Below are 16,307 nucleotides of genomic sequence, written 5' to 3'. Positions count from 1 at the left end.
ACTCCATACCTTTTACTCCGTGAATTGTACTTAAAATAACACTATCTTCATTTTGAGATTTTTTATTTAGCTGCTCCTTTATTTCATCAACATGAACTAAAAATGTTGTTATACTGTTAAAGTCTTCAGCAGCTTCCTTAAAGCCTTCTATTATGTCTTTTAGTTCTTCAAAATCATTTTTCATTTTTTGACTATACTCATATATGTAATCAAAATACCCTAGATCATTGACTATAAAATTTATAGCATCTCTTAAGAACATTCTTTTTAGCTTAAGTATATTATTCTCTAATTTATCCATGGCCTTAATTTGAAATAAAGGAATATCCTCTATATTTTTCAATGTTTCAAAGCAGCTTTCCTTTATTATGTTTCGTCTTACCTTTTCAATATTCACTTTGCTAATGTATCTAAAAGGCTTATTTATTATTCTTATAAAGCTTTCTTTATCAGTAATATCAATACTCAATTTTAAATATGCTAATATGTCTTTACATATGAAGTTATCAAAAAAATCGTATTCTTTATCAAGAAGTTTAAATGGAATGTTCTTTTTTAAAAAAGTATCTATTAAACTTCTGCTTTCTAAATTGGTTCTGTACAAAATTGCATTGTTCCTGTATTCCTCACCATTTTTATCTACTAATTCTTCAATAATTTCTCCAATTTTTATTGATTGGCTTTTTTCATCTTCAACATTAAAAAAGTTTATTTTTCCTTTTTCTTTTTTGTTTGCTTCTATCTCTTTAAAATTTCTAGTTTTATTATTTTCTATAAGAGTCTTGGATAAATGAACAATATTCTCTTTACTTCTATAGTTCATTCTTAAAAAGATCTTCTTTCCGCCGTCAAAATACTTATCAAAATCCACCATACAATCTGGCCTTGAGCCCCTAAAGCCATATATGCATTGGTCCTCATCACCTACTGCAAAAATAGAATTGCCTTTGCCAAGCATTTGCAGCAATTCTATCTGAAGTGCATCGGAATCTTGAAATTCGTCTATAAGTATATATTTAAATAGCCTTTTATAAGAAGAAAAAAGCTCTGGTTTACTTAAGAATAACTTTTTAGCATTAATTTGAAGATCATCAAAATCCATAAGCTTATTTTCAGTTTTAAAGCTCTCATAGGCATTAAAGCACTCTATAAAAATACTTTTATCTATCTTAGGCTTATAATATTCCATGCATTCTCCACTATTCTTAAAAAGGGATATGTCATTTAAAACCTCTTTAACTTTTTCCTCACCTACAGAATCTAAATAAGATATTAAAATTCCGTTGACTAGTCTAAAGGCATCACTGCTTTTTATTATATTTATATTGCCTATATGTCTACTCAATATTTTATAAAAAAGTGCATGAAAAGTCCCGAAAAAAGGAGCTTTGCTATTATTAGTTAATTTTAGATATCTATTCTTCATATTTAAGGCTGCTGCCCTTGTAAATGTTATTACTATCATATTACCTGGATTTACTTTTTTATCTCTTATAAGATGGGCAGCTCTATTTATAATTACTGTCGTCTTTCCAGATCCCGGAGGAGCTACCACTAAAACATTTTTTTCATCGGTGTAAACTGCATTTCTCTGATAATCATCTAAATTTCCGTCTTTGAACATACTTTTCTCCCTTTATATATTTTAAACACACATTATATAATAAACTCTATTATATAATTATATCAAATAAATTTTAAATATATTGTATAATACATTCTTAGTTTTTTTACACTATTGTAATAATATTAGTAAAGTATTACAATATTTATATATATATAATTCTTAACATTTATTGATTCTACTAAAACAAATAAGGGAGATTTAACTATGGAATTCACAAAAAATTTTGATGTAAGAAATGGAAGAAATCTTACTATGTTGGTTGATTTCTACGAACTTACAATGGGGAATGGATATTTAGAAAGTGAAGCTGGAAATAAAACAGCTTATTTTGATATGTTTTTTAGAAGGGTTCCTGATGACGGAGGATATTGCATTATGGCAGGTGTTCAGCAGATAATTGAATACCTTTCAAATCTAAAGTTCTCTGATGAAGATATAGAATATTTAAAAAGTAGAAACATTTTCTCTGAAAAGTTTTTAAACTATTTGAGAAATTTTAAATTTTGCTGCGATGTGTGGGCGGTTCCTGAAGGAAATCCAGTATTTCCTAACGAACCTTTGGTTGTTGTAAAAGGCCCTGCTATTCAAGCTCAGTTTGTTGAGACAATGATTCTTTTAACTGTAAATCATCAAACTTTAATTGCTACCAAAGCTAATAGAATCTGTAGAGCTGCTGAGGGAAGATCCGTAATGGAGTTTGGTTCTAGAAGAGCTCAAGGATATGATGGAGCAATTTATGGAGCAAGGGCTGCCGCAATTGGAGGATGTAATTCTACAGCATGTACAATCGCTGAGCAAATGTTCGGTATACCAGCAGTTGGCACTATGGCTCATAGTTGGATACAACTTTTCCCAAATGAATATGAAGCCTTTAAAGCATGGGCTGAGGTCTATCCAGATAACTGTACTCTTCTTATAGACACATATAATGTATTAAAATCTGGTTTGCCTAATGCTATAAAGGTTTTCAATGAAGTTTTATTACCTAAAGGTTATAGACCAAAGGGTATAAGATTAGACAGTGGAGATATTACCTACTTATCAAAAAAGTGTAGAGAAATACTTGATAAAGCTGGGTTTAGCGATGTAAACATTGTTGTATCCAATTCTCTTGACGAATTTATCATAAGAGATGTATTAAGTCAGGGAGCCGTAATTGACTCTTTTGGAGTTGGCGAAAGACTTATAACTGCAAAATCAGAACCTGTGTTTGGAGGAGTTTACAAGCTTGCTGCTGTAGAAAATGAGGATGGCACTATAGTTCCTAAAATAAAGATAAGTGAAAATGAAGAAAAAATAACTAATCCTGGCTTTAAGAAAATATACAGAATATTCGACAAAGCCAATGATAAAGCTATAGCAGATTTAATAACTCTTGCTGAAGAAAACATAGATGAAAATAATCCTATAGAATTATTTAACCCTGTTTACACATGGAAAAAGAAAAAAATTAAGGATTACTACGTAAAAGAACTTTTAGTAAAAATCTTTGATAAAGGCAAACTAGTGTATGAAAGCCCTGATGTAATGGAAATTAGAAAAATTGTTCAAGAAGAAACAGAAAAGTTATGGCCTGAAGTTTTAAGATTTGAAAATCCTCATAATTACTATGTAGATTTATCAAGAAAACTTTGGGATTTAAAAGAGGAACTACTTCATAAGTACTCTAGCGAATATGTTGAATAAAATTTAATTGATAATAAAAGGACAGAAAATAAATAGTCTGTCCTTTTATTATGCTAAAAATATTGATTTCTTTCTTCGAAAAATGACTTTCCTACAAAAGGAAAATCTTTTTCATATAACTCTACTAAATCATTTCTACTTCCTAATGCTTCACATGAATATTGAGAGACTTTTTTAAAAGGGCAAATCCCCCCTGTATCCTTATAGTTATATAGAGCACATCCTTTAAAGCACTCTACATCTTTATCATAAGTTGATAAAAATGGGCATTCATCCATAGTCAACACCTTCTCCCCAAAAGATATAATTCAAGTTAACTTCATTATACAATAAGAAATTGGAAAATTAAATACAATTTACTAAATTTTTAAAATCTTCTTATGGTTGTTATAAAGTTTTCTAAATATAATAATTTGAATATAATATACTTAAATGATATAATTTTGTAGTGATATACTAATTACCCTATATAACTATTAGGTATACAAGTATATAAAATATACTTCAGATTTTTAAAAGGAGCATCACTATGAACAAAGGATGTAATGTTATGAAAATACGTAACAAAGAGTACACTTGTTCAATGGAGTTAACATTGGACATTATAGGCGGAAAGTGGAAGACACTTATACTATGGCATTTAGGTGTTGGCGGAACAAAAAGATTCAGCGAAGTTAAAAAAGCCCTTCCTGGAATTACGCAGAAAATGCTAACTCAACAGTTAAGAGAACTAGAAGCAGACGGCATGGTAAATAGAAAAATTTATGCTCAAGTACCTCCAAAAGTAGAATACTCCTTGACTGAAGAGGGACAAAGCCTTATGCCTATCTTAGGTACTATGTGTAAATGGGGCAGAGATTATTATGATAAATGTGAATCTAAATAAGTAGTACAACTATTTACTACTTATTTTTTATTTTTTGGTTAAACTATTATCATCAGACTCATGAAAGGAGTTGTTGTTATGAATTTGACAAGTATATCTCTCTCCTATTTTATTTTAGGAATTGCTATAGCAGCTATTGCAGCTTATTTATATTTTAAATTATTAGTTACTAAGACCTCTCCTGAAAGCCCTCAGAAAGATAAAATAATCGGACAGATGAAAGATCCTGAAAGCTGGAGGATAAAAAATGTTAGGATGGCTAATGTATGTATGTTCTGGTTTATAGTTTCTATAATAATTTTTGCTTCTATAAAATTTTTATTTAGAGTACAACTAATTTCAATAATATATTTATTAATATATGCAGTTCTCATAGTTCTATCCTTTATATTTGCTGCAAGAGTAGAAAAGAAGGCATCTACATAAGATTGCCTTCTTTTATTTTCATATATTTCTTTTAATTATATCAACAAAAGACTTTATAATTAATGCTGTAAATCCCCATATTATATAATTATCATATTTATAAAAGTACTCTGGCATCTTACCACTTCTAAATTTATAATTTTTCCCGTTTCTTATAAGATGATAAGGAAACTCGCTTCCTGGATCTGGTATTATTGAAAGTTCATGCAGCATAGGCGAATCTTCTAAAAAGAATTCTAAAGGCACCTTGAAAATATGATCGACTTCAGATTTATTAGGTTCTATTTCAGATTTATTTGTTTTAGCTATAAAAGGATATATTATGAAATTATATGGTGTGACAATGTAATCCATACTTCCTATAAATTCTATATCCTCTCTTTTAAGATTCAATTCCTCCATTGTTTCTCTTATTGATGCTTTTTCTGGAGATTCACCCTTCTCTAACTTGCCTCCTGGAAGACATATATCTCCTGGCTGATGTCTTAAATTCAAAGATCTAACTTCGAAAATCACATTAGTTTTACCCTTATCTTCACAGAGCAAAATCATTACCGCACTCTTTTTATATTGTCCTATTATTCCAGCTTCTCTATTAGTAAATATGTTTTGTATTTTATCTAACATAAATGATACCCTCCTTTATTAAGTAATTTTAAATTATAGCTCAATTACTTTTACATAATAACTTTATATATAAAATTTAACGAATTTAGCTTAATATAATCGATTGTCAAATTTTATTGTAAGTGATATACTGAAAATTGTTATGTCTTAATTATAATATTTTCAGTAAAATATGTACACAAATTTAGGGTAAATGGAGAGATGAACATTGAAACAGAAAAAACTATCTATTTTGTTAATTTTTATTTTTATACTTTCTTTAAATATTAATGTATTTGCCGCTGGCGACAACCAAAAAACTGAGCCTCAAATTTATGGTAAAGCCGCTGTTACAATAGATATGCAAACTGGTGAAATCATATATGCTAAAGATATAGACAAGCAGATGTATCCTGCTAGTACTACTAAGCTTTTAACAGCTCTTCTTCTTGCAGAAAATAAGAATAAAACAGATATGCTTACATATACACAAGATGCAAAAGCTCAACCTGAGTATTCTTTAAGTCTAAACCTTCACCCTATCGCTGTAGGTGAAAAGATGTCTGCAGATAATGCAATGGATGGACTTTTATTGTATTCTGGTAATGACGTTGCCTATATGATTGCAGAAAATGTAAGTAAAGATGCTAAAGACTTTTCAGATAAAATGAATGAAGAAATTAAGAAATTAAATTTGAGTAATACTCATTTTGTTACACCTAACGGGTTACATGATCCAAATCACTATACGACTACCTATGATTTAAGTGTTATAGCTCGTGCAGCTTTCCAAAACCCTTGGGTTAAAGAGTCTATGGGAAAGCAGAAAAGCACTATCAAAACCTCTAGTGGAACTACTTTTCTTATAGAAAATAGAAATAAGCTGCTTGGAACGGATGGATGCATAGGCGGAAAGACTGGTTATACTGTGCCTGCTGGAAGATGTTTAGTAGCAATTTATGATAGAGGTGGCAGAAAAGTACTAGGTGTTGTAATGAATTCGGTATACGATCAAAATGATGCTTTTGTATTTGATGATATGAAGAAAGTAATAGACTGGAGCTATGCTGCAAAGCCTGTGAGCCTGCACAAAAAAGATTCAGTTATAACTACTAAGACAGTTAAATATAAGCCATTAGGATTTGTAGGACCTGAAAAATCTATAGATGTTCCTGTAACTATTAAAGAAGATATTAATTATTATGACAATGCAACAAATAAAAAAGAATTAAAAGAAGTTGTTAACTTAAATGATATAAAAGTTTCTAGCCTAAAAGGAACTGAGCCGATTGGTACATTAACAATTAAAGAAAGAACTGCATCTAGGGATTATAAATTATATTCTGCTTTACCTAAAGGAGCATTAATGAAAAATAACTTACCTATTTATGGAGCTGCCTTACTAGCAGTGTTAGCTTCCTTAGGAGTTATAGCCTTTGCAGTGAAGAAAATACTAGATATAAAGAGAAAAAGACGAAGAGGAAAATATACATGGTAAAAGGAGTGTTAATTCACTCCTTTTTACTTTTCTAATGAAATCATACTTTCAGTTAGCTATAGTGTTACAAAGACGAAAATTGAAGCCCTATATGTTACTTTAATACATCCTCTATGAACTTTCCATTTTCATAGAAAAGCTCACCATCAGCATAGATTTTACCACCATTTCTCATATCACAAAGCATATCCCAATGTATGTTTGATTTATTCTTACCACCGGCATCGGCCATGGAATCTCCTATAGCCATATGAACTGTTCCACCAATTTTTTCATCAAACAACATATTTCTTGTGAATTTTTGTATACCATAATTTGTTCCTATTGCTACCTCTCCAAATCTTGAAGCACCTTCATCTATGGAAAGTAATTTTTGAAGCAATTCCTCTCCTTTTTTAGCTGTAGCCTTAACTACCTTTCCATCTTTCACTTCAAGTCTTATACCTTCGATTTCTTTTCCCATATAAATGCCTGGAAAGCTAAAAGTAATATAGCCATTTATTTTATCCTCTACTGGAGAAGTGAATATCTCTCCATCTGGAAAGTTAACTCTTCCATCACAATTAATCCATTTTCTATTTTCAATATTTACACTTATATCAGTATCTTCAGAGATTATATGCAGTTCCTTCTTTTTATCTAAGTACTTTACCCATCTCTCCTGCTCTTTGCTTATTCTTTTCCATTCTGCAACGGGGTCTTCCATATCTAAAAGACCTGCACCATATACAAAGTCCTCGTATTCTTCTAGGCTCATTAAAGCCTCTTGTGCATCTGCATAAGTAGGATATTGGGTACCACACCATCTAAGAGAACCCTCTCCTGTACGTTCAGAATAAATTTTTCTCCAGCTAGAAGCTCCTTTAGCAGCTAACTGTAACTTATCTGCTTGTATATTTGAGTTAACCCTGGTATTTCTTGTTGCCCAAGCTGTAAGCCATACATCTGCTTTTTCCAGAGCTGTTCTTTGTATGAAATACTCTTCTTCAAGCTGTTTTTCACTACTGTACTTTAGTTTTATGTTTTTAACCTCATGAGATTCAAGCATGGTTTCTACATGTGCTCCTGCTTTTATAGCCTCCTTAACTACTTCTCTCATCCAAGGCTCAGCTATATCTTCACAGCCAACTAATACAAAATCTCCTTCTTTTACTCCAGTGGAATAATTCACTAAAAGTTTTGCAAGTTTGTTAAGTCTCTTATCTCCCATTTTTATGACCTTCCTTTCATACTTTGTATATATTTTCATAAACCAACAACTTATTTAAATATTAACAGGCTTCTTAGTCTCTTTAGCACTTAGAAGGCGTTATCCAGGGACGTAGCCGATCTTTACTCCCACTAAAAAAGATACAAATAGTTCAAATATGCACCCAAATATATGATTTTAGGATGATCGCTTATACAGAGTACCTGTGGGAGTATTAGAGCGAGTAGTCATCGGATAAATTTTACCACAATATCCAAAATAATTTAAGTCGTTTGCTATAATATTATTTTGATTATTTACTAAAATTATATTAGTCATATAACCACAAGCTTTATAGTAACTTAAAAATTTTAATGGACTAAGCTTTGAAAATATAGGCCAGCGAAGAAATCAAATAGCAAAGTTTAATATATATAACTCATTAATAGTAATTTTCCTTTTTTTAATATTTTAAAAATTAAAAATTTCGTGATATAATATACCTAACAACAAGCTTAAGGAGGAATTTGTATGAAGATAGAATTTTATGGCGCCGCAGGTTGTGTCACCGGTTCATGCCATCTTCTAAAAGTAAAGGATAAAAACATTCTATTAGACTGTGGAATGTATCAAGGAAAAGATGAAAGAGAAAGAGGAAATGAAACCTTTAATTTTAATCCTAAGGATATAGATTATGTTATTTTAAGTCATGCACATACTGATCATAGTGCAAGAATTCCCCTTTTATATAAGCAGGGCTTTAAAGGAGACGTTATATGCACTGAAGGTACTTTAGATCTATGCAATGTTATGTTGGCGGATAGTGGACATATACTTGAGTCAGAAGCGGAATGGAAGAATAGAAAAAGATTGAGACAAGGACTTCCTCCAATTGAACCTTTATATACTGCAAAAATAGCTCAGGTAACTATGTACCTTTTTAAAGGATATCCTTATGATCAGTGGATTGAGCTTTTTGATGGTTTTAAGGTTAGATTTAGAGATGCAGGTCATCTTCTTGGTTCTGCTATTATAGAAATGCTGATAGAAGAAGATAAAAAGCAAACAAAGTTAGTTTATACCGGTGATTTAGGAAATAAAGATATACCTATTTTAAAAGACCCTACTATTATTGATTATGCTGACTATGTCCTAATGGAAACTACTTATGGAGATAGACTTCACACTAATTTATCTTCGGAATTAGAAGATTTAGCTAAAATAATAAAGGATACCTTAAGACGAGGTGGAAATGTCATAATACCATCCTTTGCAGTAGGAAGAACTCAAGAAGTTCTATATACTCTAAACAAATATGTTGAAGAAAATGTTCTAAAGGGAGTTTCTGTTTATGTAGATAGTCCTTTAGCTTCAGAATCTACCGCAATTTTTTCAAAATATCGCAAATACTATGATGAAGAAGCAACTAAACTTTTAGCTAGTGGCGATGATCCTTTAAGTTTTAAAGGTTTAACATTTACAAAGTCCGCTGAAGAATCTGTAAATCTAAATAAACTTCAAGGTGGTGCAATTATAATTTCGGCTAGTGGTATGTGCGAAGCAGGAAGAATAAAACATCATTTAAAACACAATTTATGGAGAAAAGAATCTTCTATAGTATTTGTAGGATATCAAGCTGAAGGCACTCTAGGTAGAAGTATTTCAGAAGGCGCTAAAAAAGTTAAAATATTTGGAGAAGAAATTGCAGTTAATGCTAAAATACACACTCTACATGGATTATCTGGACACGCAGATAGAAACGGACTTTTAGGATGGTTAGAGGCTTTTAAAGCAAAACCTGAAAAAGTTCTATTAGTTCATGGAGATACCTCAGCAATGTCTAGTTTTAATGAACTTTTAATATCTAAAGGATATTCAACTTTTGTAGCTAAATCTGGAGATACCTTTGATACAGAAGTCATACCACAAAAATTCAGCTTAACTAGAAATAAGATATTGTCATTAATAAACTCTATTGAAGACTTAGATTCTATGGATAAAAATCTTTTACTTGATCAAATAAATAATGCAATAAAAGACATATAGAATATCCTTTATTCCACAAGTTATCTAAGAAGATACATTAGTACCATTTGGTCACTAAATAAGTCTTGAATAATAAGATATCAGCTGGATACACTAAGTAGCATAAGGAAGGTTTAAAGTGGCGGTATAAAGAATATTTTAGGTTTGTGAGAACCTTTATTTTATACCACTTAATCCACATTATTCTTTCCGGAAGCTATTAATACATTTAGTGTTAGTAGTAAGAGGTAGTTGTATTGATTACATCTACCTCTTTATTTTTATTCTATAGGGAAATTAACTGACCGCCTAGTCCCCTTACATTTAAATTTAAAAATTATGTTTAAGTATTATGCTGAATTTACTGTTATTATTAATAATGTCCTTAACCTCTATGAAACTAAACTTATCCTTTAGATAATCATTTATGTCTACAGTAAAATGCTTTGCATTAAATTCACATAGGTTTCCACTTATACTAAATCCCAATTTATCTAGAAAAGAAATTACTAAATCTGTTGAACCTTTAGAAGAAACCTTAAATACAATCTTCCCTTTGTAGAATTTATCATATGTTAAAAATAAATTAAAATTAGGTGCCAACATTCCTGGAGAAATTGTAACTTTTATTTTGTTACGGTCACAGCAAATATGTTTTATCTGATCAGGCATTTTAACTCCTCTAGTAAAAATATCCACCAACTCACTTAATTCAAAATTAATTGAAGCCATAAAGCATCTCCTTTATATCTAACTTAAAAGGTTAGCATATTTTCCTGTTTCACTAAATGTATATGCATGCTTTCCCATATTAATTTAAAAAGTTAAAAATTAATAATAATTTTTTCATGATTTATATATTTATTTTCCTTTATAAGGTTATACTAAGTTGGAAAAAAAGAATAATTGTGTTAAAGGAGATGTTAGTTATGGAAACAACTATTATGGCATTAACCATTGATCCAAGAAGTGCTCATGCACCACAAGTTCAGACAGTGCTGACAAAACATGGCTGCATTATCAAAACAAGAATTGGGCTTCATGAAACATCAACAGATTCTTGTTCAGAACGAGGTCTTATACTTTTACATATTAATTCTGATGAAAATAAAGTTAAAGATTTGGAAAAAGAGCTTCTTGACGTTGAAGGTGTAAATGTAAAATATATGTCTTTATAAAAAAATGCGAAGCATTTTTTTAGAGGACAATTGATAGAGGACAGAGGACAGTGAAGGATGATTTTTCTCCGCTACGCTGCGAAAAATCTTTATTATATATAATGCAATGTTTCGCCTTAGCGAAACGAGCTTAAAAATATAATAGTTTTCTGACATAAGGAAGAAAACTCACCTTCACTGTCCTCTGTCAATTGTCCTCTGTCCTCTATAAAAACCTTGTGACGCAAAATTTTTATCTTGCGTCACAAGGTTTTTATTACATATTATTATCTTATATAATTTATAGCTGCATCATTACATTTTGTTAAGCAAAGACCGCATCCAAAACACTTATTCTGATCTATATGGGCTTTATCCTCAAGAATTATTGCACTATAAGAACAGCTTTTAACACATTCGCCACAGGATGTGCACTTTTCTTTATTTACCTGCAGTAAACCAGGTTCTTTGTTAATCTTTCGTTCCTTCATTTTTATTGCAGTTAATCCTCTTATTTCATCTAAGCTTTTATAATTATGCTTATCAAGCCATTCATCTAATTCCTTAATTATTCTAGAATATACTTCTGGTCCTTCTAGTATAGCTGCTGTACAAAGCTGAACTGCAGATGCTCCAGCCATTATCATTGCAACTACATCTTCTCCACTAGAAACTCCTCCTACTCCTATTACAGGAACTTTAACAGAATTCGATATAGAGTACACATATCTTAATGCTATTGGGTTTAAGGCTTTACCAGATAGCCACCCATATCCCTTCTCATTTCCTAAATAAGGGAGTCCTGTTTCTACATCTATGTGGAGACAAGGTCCTAAAGAATTTACTGCTACAAATCCATCTGCTCCTTCTTCCACTAGTTTCTTTACATACCAACCTATTTTAGTTATACCTGGATTTATTTTTATATAAACAGGCTTATCAAACTTTCTTGCTGCCTGCATTGATTTTATTACAGGTTCTATGTCTTGTTCCATATAGTGAGTTGATATTTCAATTATATCTGCATACGGAGCAACCAAAGGTGCTAATTTTTCTATATCTTCCGCTGTATATCCTAAGCTTATGATAAAAGGTACACCACAATCTTTACACAATTTATATTCTTTTTGCACCCACTGCTCAACAGGAATTTCTGACCATAATTCACTATATAAAAATGCTCCATGCTTTGTTTCTTGAAGAAAAGGTTTCGGAATCTTGGCAGGTATTTCAGATATAGTTTTTGTTACTACAGCTCCAACTCCCTGTCGTACGCACTCCATCATATGTTTAGCATCTCTAACCTGTGGTCCCGAAGCTGGCATAACTGGGTTTTTCAATTTAATGCCGCGTAGATTTACACTTAAATCCGCCATATAATTACCCCCTAAACTGTTGTTTTCAAATATTGAACCTAATTAATAATTTCTACATTTTGTCTTCTTTTCCTTCTAAAAAATATGATTAAATTTAAAAAAGCTTATACAATTACTATTATATTCTTTTTTATAGTATATATGTATAATGATGGAACAAAAAAAAGTTGAGGTTTCCCCTTGGGAAACCAACAACTTTTATTGGTTAGCTGCCATCTTAACATCACATTCGCTTTGTTGCTTCATTAAGTTTGCTGTATAATTTACTAAATCAACAGTTCTAGTTGAATATCCCCACTCATTATCATACCATGATACAACCTTTATCATGTTTTCACTGATAACCATAGTTGAAAGTCCGTCCACTATTGATGATCTATCATCACCTTTATAATCTATTGATACAAGTGGTTCCTCAGAATATCCTAATATTCCTTCCATAGATCCTGCTGCTGCTTCTTTAAAGGCATTGTTAACTTCTTCAACAGTAACAGGTTTTGAAAGCTCACAAACTAAGTCTGTAAGAGATACTGTTGGTGTTGGTATTCTAACTGAAAATCCATTTAGCTTACCTTTAAGGTTTGGTAATACTTTTTCAACAGCCTTTGCAGCACCTGTAGTAGTTGGAATTATAGATTCTCCAGCTGATCTAGCTCTTCTTAAGTCTTTATGAGTTTTGTCCAAAATTCTCTGATCGTTTGTATATGAATGTATAGTAGTCATTAAACCTTTAACTATTCCAAACTTATCATCTAAAACCTTAGCAAAAGGAGCTAAACAGTTTGTAGTACAAGATGCATTTGATATAACAACGTGCTTTTCAACATCTAGATCCTTTTCATTAACTCCCATAACTACAGTTATATCTTCACCTTTTGCTGGCGCAGTTATAATTACCTTCTTAGCTCCAGCTCTAACGTGCTTCATTAACTTTTCTTTATCTTTAAATATTCCTGTTGACTCTATAACTATATCAACATTAAGTTTTTCCCAAGGTAAATTTTCAGGATCATTTACATTTAATATCTTTATTTCATTACTATTTATAATCATGGAATTATCTGTAGTTTCAACAGTTCCATTAAATCTTCCATAGCAGGAATCATATTTAAATAAGTGTGCTAAAGTTTTACTATCTGCTCTAGCATTTATTGCAACTATCCTTACATCTTCATCCATTCTTTCTTGAGCAATTCTAAGTACCGCTCTTCCTATTCTTCCAAAACCGTTGATAGCAATATTTATAGACATAAACTCTCCTCCTAAAAAAGTAATTTATTACTTATGTATCATAAATATATTATTCAATATTATTTTATGTAATAATATTATTATTTAGTACATTATATATAACACATTAATTAAATGTGCTATATTATTTATATCAATAAACTATTTATATGTCAATTTTATTGAGTACCGAGTTACACTTAATTAACTTTACTTTTCATTAATTTGCTCACATTTACATTATTATTTAAAGAAATTTTAGCTAAATTTGGAGTTCTATCAAAAATAGGTTAAAAAAGTAACAATGCTTTTTTGCATACAAATATGCCTGCTTAAAAACAAAAAGACCATTAAAAAGTACCTTTCAATTACCTTTTAATGATCTTTTCATTTTATTCAACCTTAAATAAGTTTGTTTTCTCCCTAAGCTCTGCAGAATCTTTGTCTACTCTATCTGCCATACGTGATACTTCATTAGAAGAGGTTAACAATTCTTCTGAAGAAGAGGATATCTCTTCTGAAGCAGCTGAAATATCTTGTGCCGCTGAGGATATCATTTGAATTTTCTCTAAAACTATCTTGTTTTCATCTATTGTATCACTTAGCGTGCTCGCTGTTTCTTCTATAGATTTCGGAACGTTTTTCATAGAAGAAATAATATCTTCAAAAGATATTATTGTATCATTTGCAGTTACTGCTTGATCCTCAAGTAATTCTCCAACTTTATTGGAATTTTCAATGACTTCTTGAGTTTCATCTGTTATAGATTTCACTAAATCTATTATTTTTTTTGACGAACCACTAGACTCTTCAGCTAATTTTCTTACTTCTTCTGCAACTACTGTAAAACCTTTTCCATGCTCTCCTGTCCTTGCAGCTTCAATTGAAGCATTTAGTGCCAAAAGATTCGTCTGTTCAGATATATTACTTATAACATCCGTTATTTTACCTATTTCAAAAACTGTAGTGGATAACCCGTTAACTTTTTGAAGCACTACATCATAGGACTGTTTTATTGATACAATGATATTAATTAGCTCATAAATCTTGCTTTCCCCTTCTACAGCCTTAACTTCAGTATCTTTTGCATTTTCTCCTACTTCAGCTAGTTTTTTGCTAACTATATCGATTTCCTCTGTTAAAGTCACTAAACAGCTTACAACATTTGATATCTCGCCAGCTTGAGATGCTGCACTTTGCGAAACCTCTTGTATAGAACAGGAGACCTCACTAGCTGATGCTACCATCTCCTCTGATATAGTAGAAAGAGTTGATGCTGATTCTCCAAGCTGTAAAGATGCATTTTTCACTAAACCTAAAGATTCTCCAATAGTATTTAATGTATCATTTAACTTATTTGACATATTTGCTATTTCATCTTTACCTTTACTATTTACTCTTATAGTAAAATCCCCTTGGGCTATTTCATTCATAGATTGAGAGATTTTTTCTATTGGTTCTGATACATTTTTGCCAATGAACATTGCTAATAACACTGACAAAATTCCTCCTATAAGAGCTATTGATAATAATACTTCTACTATAGTTATATTAGATTTAGTAAGTTCACTCATCGGTACAGTAGCTACAAAGATCCACCCCAAACTTTTATTGTAATCATAGGCTGATAACTTTTCTACTCCATTATAGTTATATTGAATTATACCTTGCTTAGTTGAGATTATTTTTTTGCCAAAATCCGTATCGGCAACAGATTTCTTGAGTATTTCCTCTTCTTTTGGATGTGCTACAGTTGTACCATCATTTTGAAGTATATACAAATATCCTGTTTCCCCAATTTTACTATTGGCAATATATTGCTTGGACAACAATTTTAAATCCACTGTTTGAATTATTACTCCTAACAATTCACCACTATTGTCTAATACAGGTTCTGATATAATAAAAATAGGTTTTTTAGTTGTAATACTTTCCTTTATTTGGCTAACATAAACTCTTTTTTGTTTTTTAACCTCTGTAAAGTAATTCATATTACTTAAATCTTTCCCTGCTAATGTTCCAGTAGCGTCCAATATCCCTACACCATCTTTGCTAATTAATGCTATATTTTCATAAAATCCATAATGGCTTTGGTATCTTTTAAATTCACTTATAATTGATGCTTCTAATGTTGGATTTAATTTACCTGTATTTAGATCATTCAAATAGTCTATAGTATTTTTAGAATAAGACATTTCATTTCCTATTTTCTCCATTATAGATTCTAAATTCTCTAATGACATTTTTACAGCCTTTTCTTGGTTTATAAGAGTATTTTTTGCGTCTTCAACATTTATTTTACTATTTATAAAATATATTAGAATTCCACCTATAATTAAGGGTATTATTGCAAAACTAGTAAACAGTATTATAAATTTACTTTTTATTTTCATATAGCTCCTCCTCTTAAGTTATTAATTCATTGCAAATTTAAAGTTTTTTATGAAACTTTCAGTTTTTCATAATTTAATTTACCGTATATTATTTAACATAGTTGAATAAATACAAAATTCATCAAATTATTATAGTGATAACAATTTAACAAATCATATAAAAATTATACTAAATGTTAACAATTTTTCAAAGTATCTAACATCATAT

At 30.6% G+C, this 16,307-nt stretch carries 14 protein-coding genes; 6 read left to right on the top strand and 8 right to left on the bottom strand.

The features are described from left to right. Nucleotides 1–1,624, bottom strand: a 1,624-nt coding sequence (locus I6U51_RS22460) for an ATP-dependent helicase (protein WP_211144788.1), incomplete at its 3' end; no start/stop codon positions are given. A gap of 207 nt (nucleotides 1,625–1,831) precedes the next feature. On the opposite strand from I6U51_RS22460, the gene I6U51_RS22455 reads away from it, so the two are divergent. Continuing rightward, complete coding sequence (locus I6U51_RS22455; RefSeq protein WP_211144787.1) at nucleotides 1,832–3,313, top strand: nicotinate phosphoribosyltransferase; 1,482 nt, start codon at nucleotides 1,832–1,834, stop codon at nucleotides 3,311–3,313. A 53-nt stretch (nucleotides 3,314–3,366) separates the two neighbouring features. On the opposite strand, the gene I6U51_RS22450 is transcribed toward I6U51_RS22455, so the two are convergent. After that, nucleotides 3,367–3,591 carry a hypothetical protein gene (locus I6U51_RS22450; protein ID WP_178907749.1) on the bottom strand — a complete coding sequence of 75 codons (225 nt, stop codon included), beginning with the start codon at nucleotides 3,589–3,591 and terminating at the stop codon, nucleotides 3,367–3,369. 251 nt (nucleotides 3,592–3,842) lie between these two features. Between I6U51_RS22450 and I6U51_RS22445 the strand changes: the two genes are divergently transcribed. Together I6U51_RS22445 and I6U51_RS22440 are read left to right on the top strand one after the other, a co-directional pair. Continuing rightward, on the top strand, nucleotides 3,843–4,199 hold the full coding sequence (locus I6U51_RS22445; RefSeq protein WP_211144786.1) for a winged helix-turn-helix transcriptional regulator: 357 nt from the start codon (nucleotides 3,843–3,845) through the stop codon (nucleotides 4,197–4,199). A 78-nt stretch (nucleotides 4,200–4,277) separates the two neighbouring features. After that, nucleotides 4,278–4,625 (top strand): hypothetical protein, encoded by a 348-nt coding sequence (locus tag I6U51_RS22440; RefSeq protein ID WP_211144785.1) that lies wholly within the window; start codon nucleotides 4,278–4,280, stop codon nucleotides 4,623–4,625. Between the two features lie 18 nt (nucleotides 4,626–4,643). Here I6U51_RS22440 and I6U51_RS22435 read toward each other — a convergent pair whose 3' ends face one another. Then, the gene (locus I6U51_RS22435) at nucleotides 4,644–5,252 is read right to left on the bottom strand and encodes an NUDIX hydrolase (protein ID WP_211144784.1); all 609 of its coding nucleotides are present in this window, start codon (nucleotides 5,250–5,252) and stop codon (nucleotides 4,644–4,646) included. A 208-nt stretch (nucleotides 5,253–5,460) separates the two neighbouring features. Here I6U51_RS22435 and I6U51_RS22430 point away from each other — a divergent pair, with 208 nt between their 5' ends. Beyond that, nucleotides 5,461–6,729: a D-alanyl-D-alanine carboxypeptidase family protein gene (locus I6U51_RS22430; RefSeq protein ID WP_211144783.1), complete on the top strand. Its 1,269-nt coding sequence runs from the start codon at nucleotides 5,461–5,463 to the stop codon at nucleotides 6,727–6,729. 94 nt (nucleotides 6,730–6,823) lie between these two features. Here I6U51_RS22430 and I6U51_RS22425 read toward each other — a convergent pair whose 3' ends face one another. Then, on the bottom strand, nucleotides 6,824–7,939 hold the full coding sequence (locus I6U51_RS22425) for an aminopeptidase (protein ID WP_211144782.1): 1,116 nt from the start codon (nucleotides 7,937–7,939) through the stop codon (nucleotides 6,824–6,826). A 510-nt stretch (nucleotides 7,940–8,449) separates the two neighbouring features. Between I6U51_RS22425 and I6U51_RS22420 the strand changes: the two genes are divergently transcribed. Next, entirely contained in the window at nucleotides 8,450–9,964 is a 1,515-nt protein-coding gene (locus I6U51_RS22420) for an MBL fold metallo-hydrolase RNA specificity domain-containing protein (protein WP_211144781.1), read from the top strand. 309 nt (nucleotides 9,965–10,273) lie between these two features. On the opposite strand, the gene I6U51_RS22415 is transcribed toward I6U51_RS22420, so the two are convergent. Next, nucleotides 10,274–10,675, bottom strand: a complete 402-nt coding sequence (locus tag I6U51_RS22415) for a hypothetical protein (RefSeq protein WP_211144780.1) — start codon at nucleotides 10,673–10,675, stop codon at nucleotides 10,274–10,276. Nucleotides 10,676–10,872: 197 nt separating this feature from the next. Between I6U51_RS22415 and I6U51_RS22410 the strand changes: the two genes are divergently transcribed. After that, nucleotides 10,873–11,121 carry a CPF_0552 family protein gene (locus I6U51_RS22410; RefSeq protein ID WP_178907740.1) on the top strand — a complete coding sequence of 83 codons (249 nt, stop codon included), beginning with the start codon at nucleotides 10,873–10,875 and terminating at the stop codon, nucleotides 11,119–11,121. Between the two features lie 266 nt (nucleotides 11,122–11,387). Here I6U51_RS22410 and I6U51_RS22405 read toward each other — a convergent pair whose 3' ends face one another. The 3 genes from I6U51_RS22405 to I6U51_RS22395 form a co-directional block, all read right to left on the bottom strand. Beyond that, the gene (locus I6U51_RS22405; protein WP_211144779.1) at nucleotides 11,388–12,476 is read right to left on the bottom strand and encodes a 4Fe-4S binding protein; all 1,089 of its coding nucleotides are present in this window, start codon (nucleotides 12,474–12,476) and stop codon (nucleotides 11,388–11,390) included. A gap of 198 nt (nucleotides 12,477–12,674) precedes the next feature. Further along, complete coding sequence (gap, locus tag I6U51_RS22400; RefSeq protein ID WP_211144778.1) at nucleotides 12,675–13,727, bottom strand: type I glyceraldehyde-3-phosphate dehydrogenase; 1,053 nt, start codon at nucleotides 13,725–13,727, stop codon at nucleotides 12,675–12,677. Between the two features lie 371 nt (nucleotides 13,728–14,098). Next, on the bottom strand, nucleotides 14,099–16,099 hold the full coding sequence (locus tag I6U51_RS22395) for a methyl-accepting chemotaxis protein (protein WP_211144777.1): 2,001 nt from the start codon (nucleotides 16,097–16,099) through the stop codon (nucleotides 14,099–14,101). Between the last annotated feature and the right edge of the window lie 208 nt (nucleotides 16,100–16,307).

Source organism: Clostridium aciditolerans, from assembly GCF_016316925.1.
Taxonomy (GTDB): Bacteria; Bacillota; Clostridia; order Clostridiales; family Clostridiaceae; genus Clostridium_AM; species Clostridium_AM aciditolerans.
This window is presented reverse-complemented; position numbering and strand designations above follow the sequence as displayed.

Bases quoted from the DNA above. Each gene is read 5' to 3' on its own strand.
- I6U51_RS22405 (WP_211144779.1), bottom strand. From the start codon at position 12,476: ATGGCGGATTTAAGTGTAAATCTACGCGGCATTAAATTGAAAAACCCA.
- I6U51_RS22420 (WP_211144781.1), top strand. From the start codon at position 8,450: ATGAAGATAGAATTTTATGGCGCCGCAGGTTGTGTCACCGGTTCATGC.
- I6U51_RS22415 (WP_211144780.1), bottom strand. From the start codon at position 10,675: ATGGCTTCAATTAATTTTGAATTAAGTGAGTTGGTGGATATTTTTACT.
- I6U51_RS22425 (WP_211144782.1), bottom strand. From the start codon at position 7,939: ATGGGAGATAAGAGACTTAACAAACTTGCAAAACTTTTAGTGAATTAT.
- I6U51_RS22410 (WP_178907740.1), top strand. From the start codon at position 10,873: ATGGAAACAACTATTATGGCATTAACCATTGATCCAAGAAGTGCTCAT.
- I6U51_RS22395 (WP_211144777.1), bottom strand. From the start codon at position 16,099: ATGAAAATAAAAAGTAAATTTATAATACTGTTTACTAGTTTTGCAATA.
- I6U51_RS22445 (WP_211144786.1), top strand. From the start codon at position 3,843: ATGAACAAAGGATGTAATGTTATGAAAATACGTAACAAAGAGTACACT.
- I6U51_RS22450 (WP_178907749.1), bottom strand. From the start codon at position 3,591: ATGGATGAATGCCCATTTTTATCAACTTATGATAAAGATGTAGAGTGC.
- I6U51_RS22435 (WP_211144784.1), bottom strand. From the start codon at position 5,252: ATGTTAGATAAAATACAAAACATATTTACTAATAGAGAAGCTGGAATA.
- I6U51_RS22440 (WP_211144785.1), top strand. From the start codon at position 4,278: ATGAATTTGACAAGTATATCTCTCTCCTATTTTATTTTAGGAATTGCT.
- I6U51_RS22455 (WP_211144787.1), top strand. From the start codon at position 1,832: ATGGAATTCACAAAAAATTTTGATGTAAGAAATGGAAGAAATCTTACT.
- gap (WP_211144778.1), bottom strand. From the start codon at position 13,727: ATGTCTATAAATATTGCTATCAACGGTTTTGGAAGAATAGGAAGAGCG.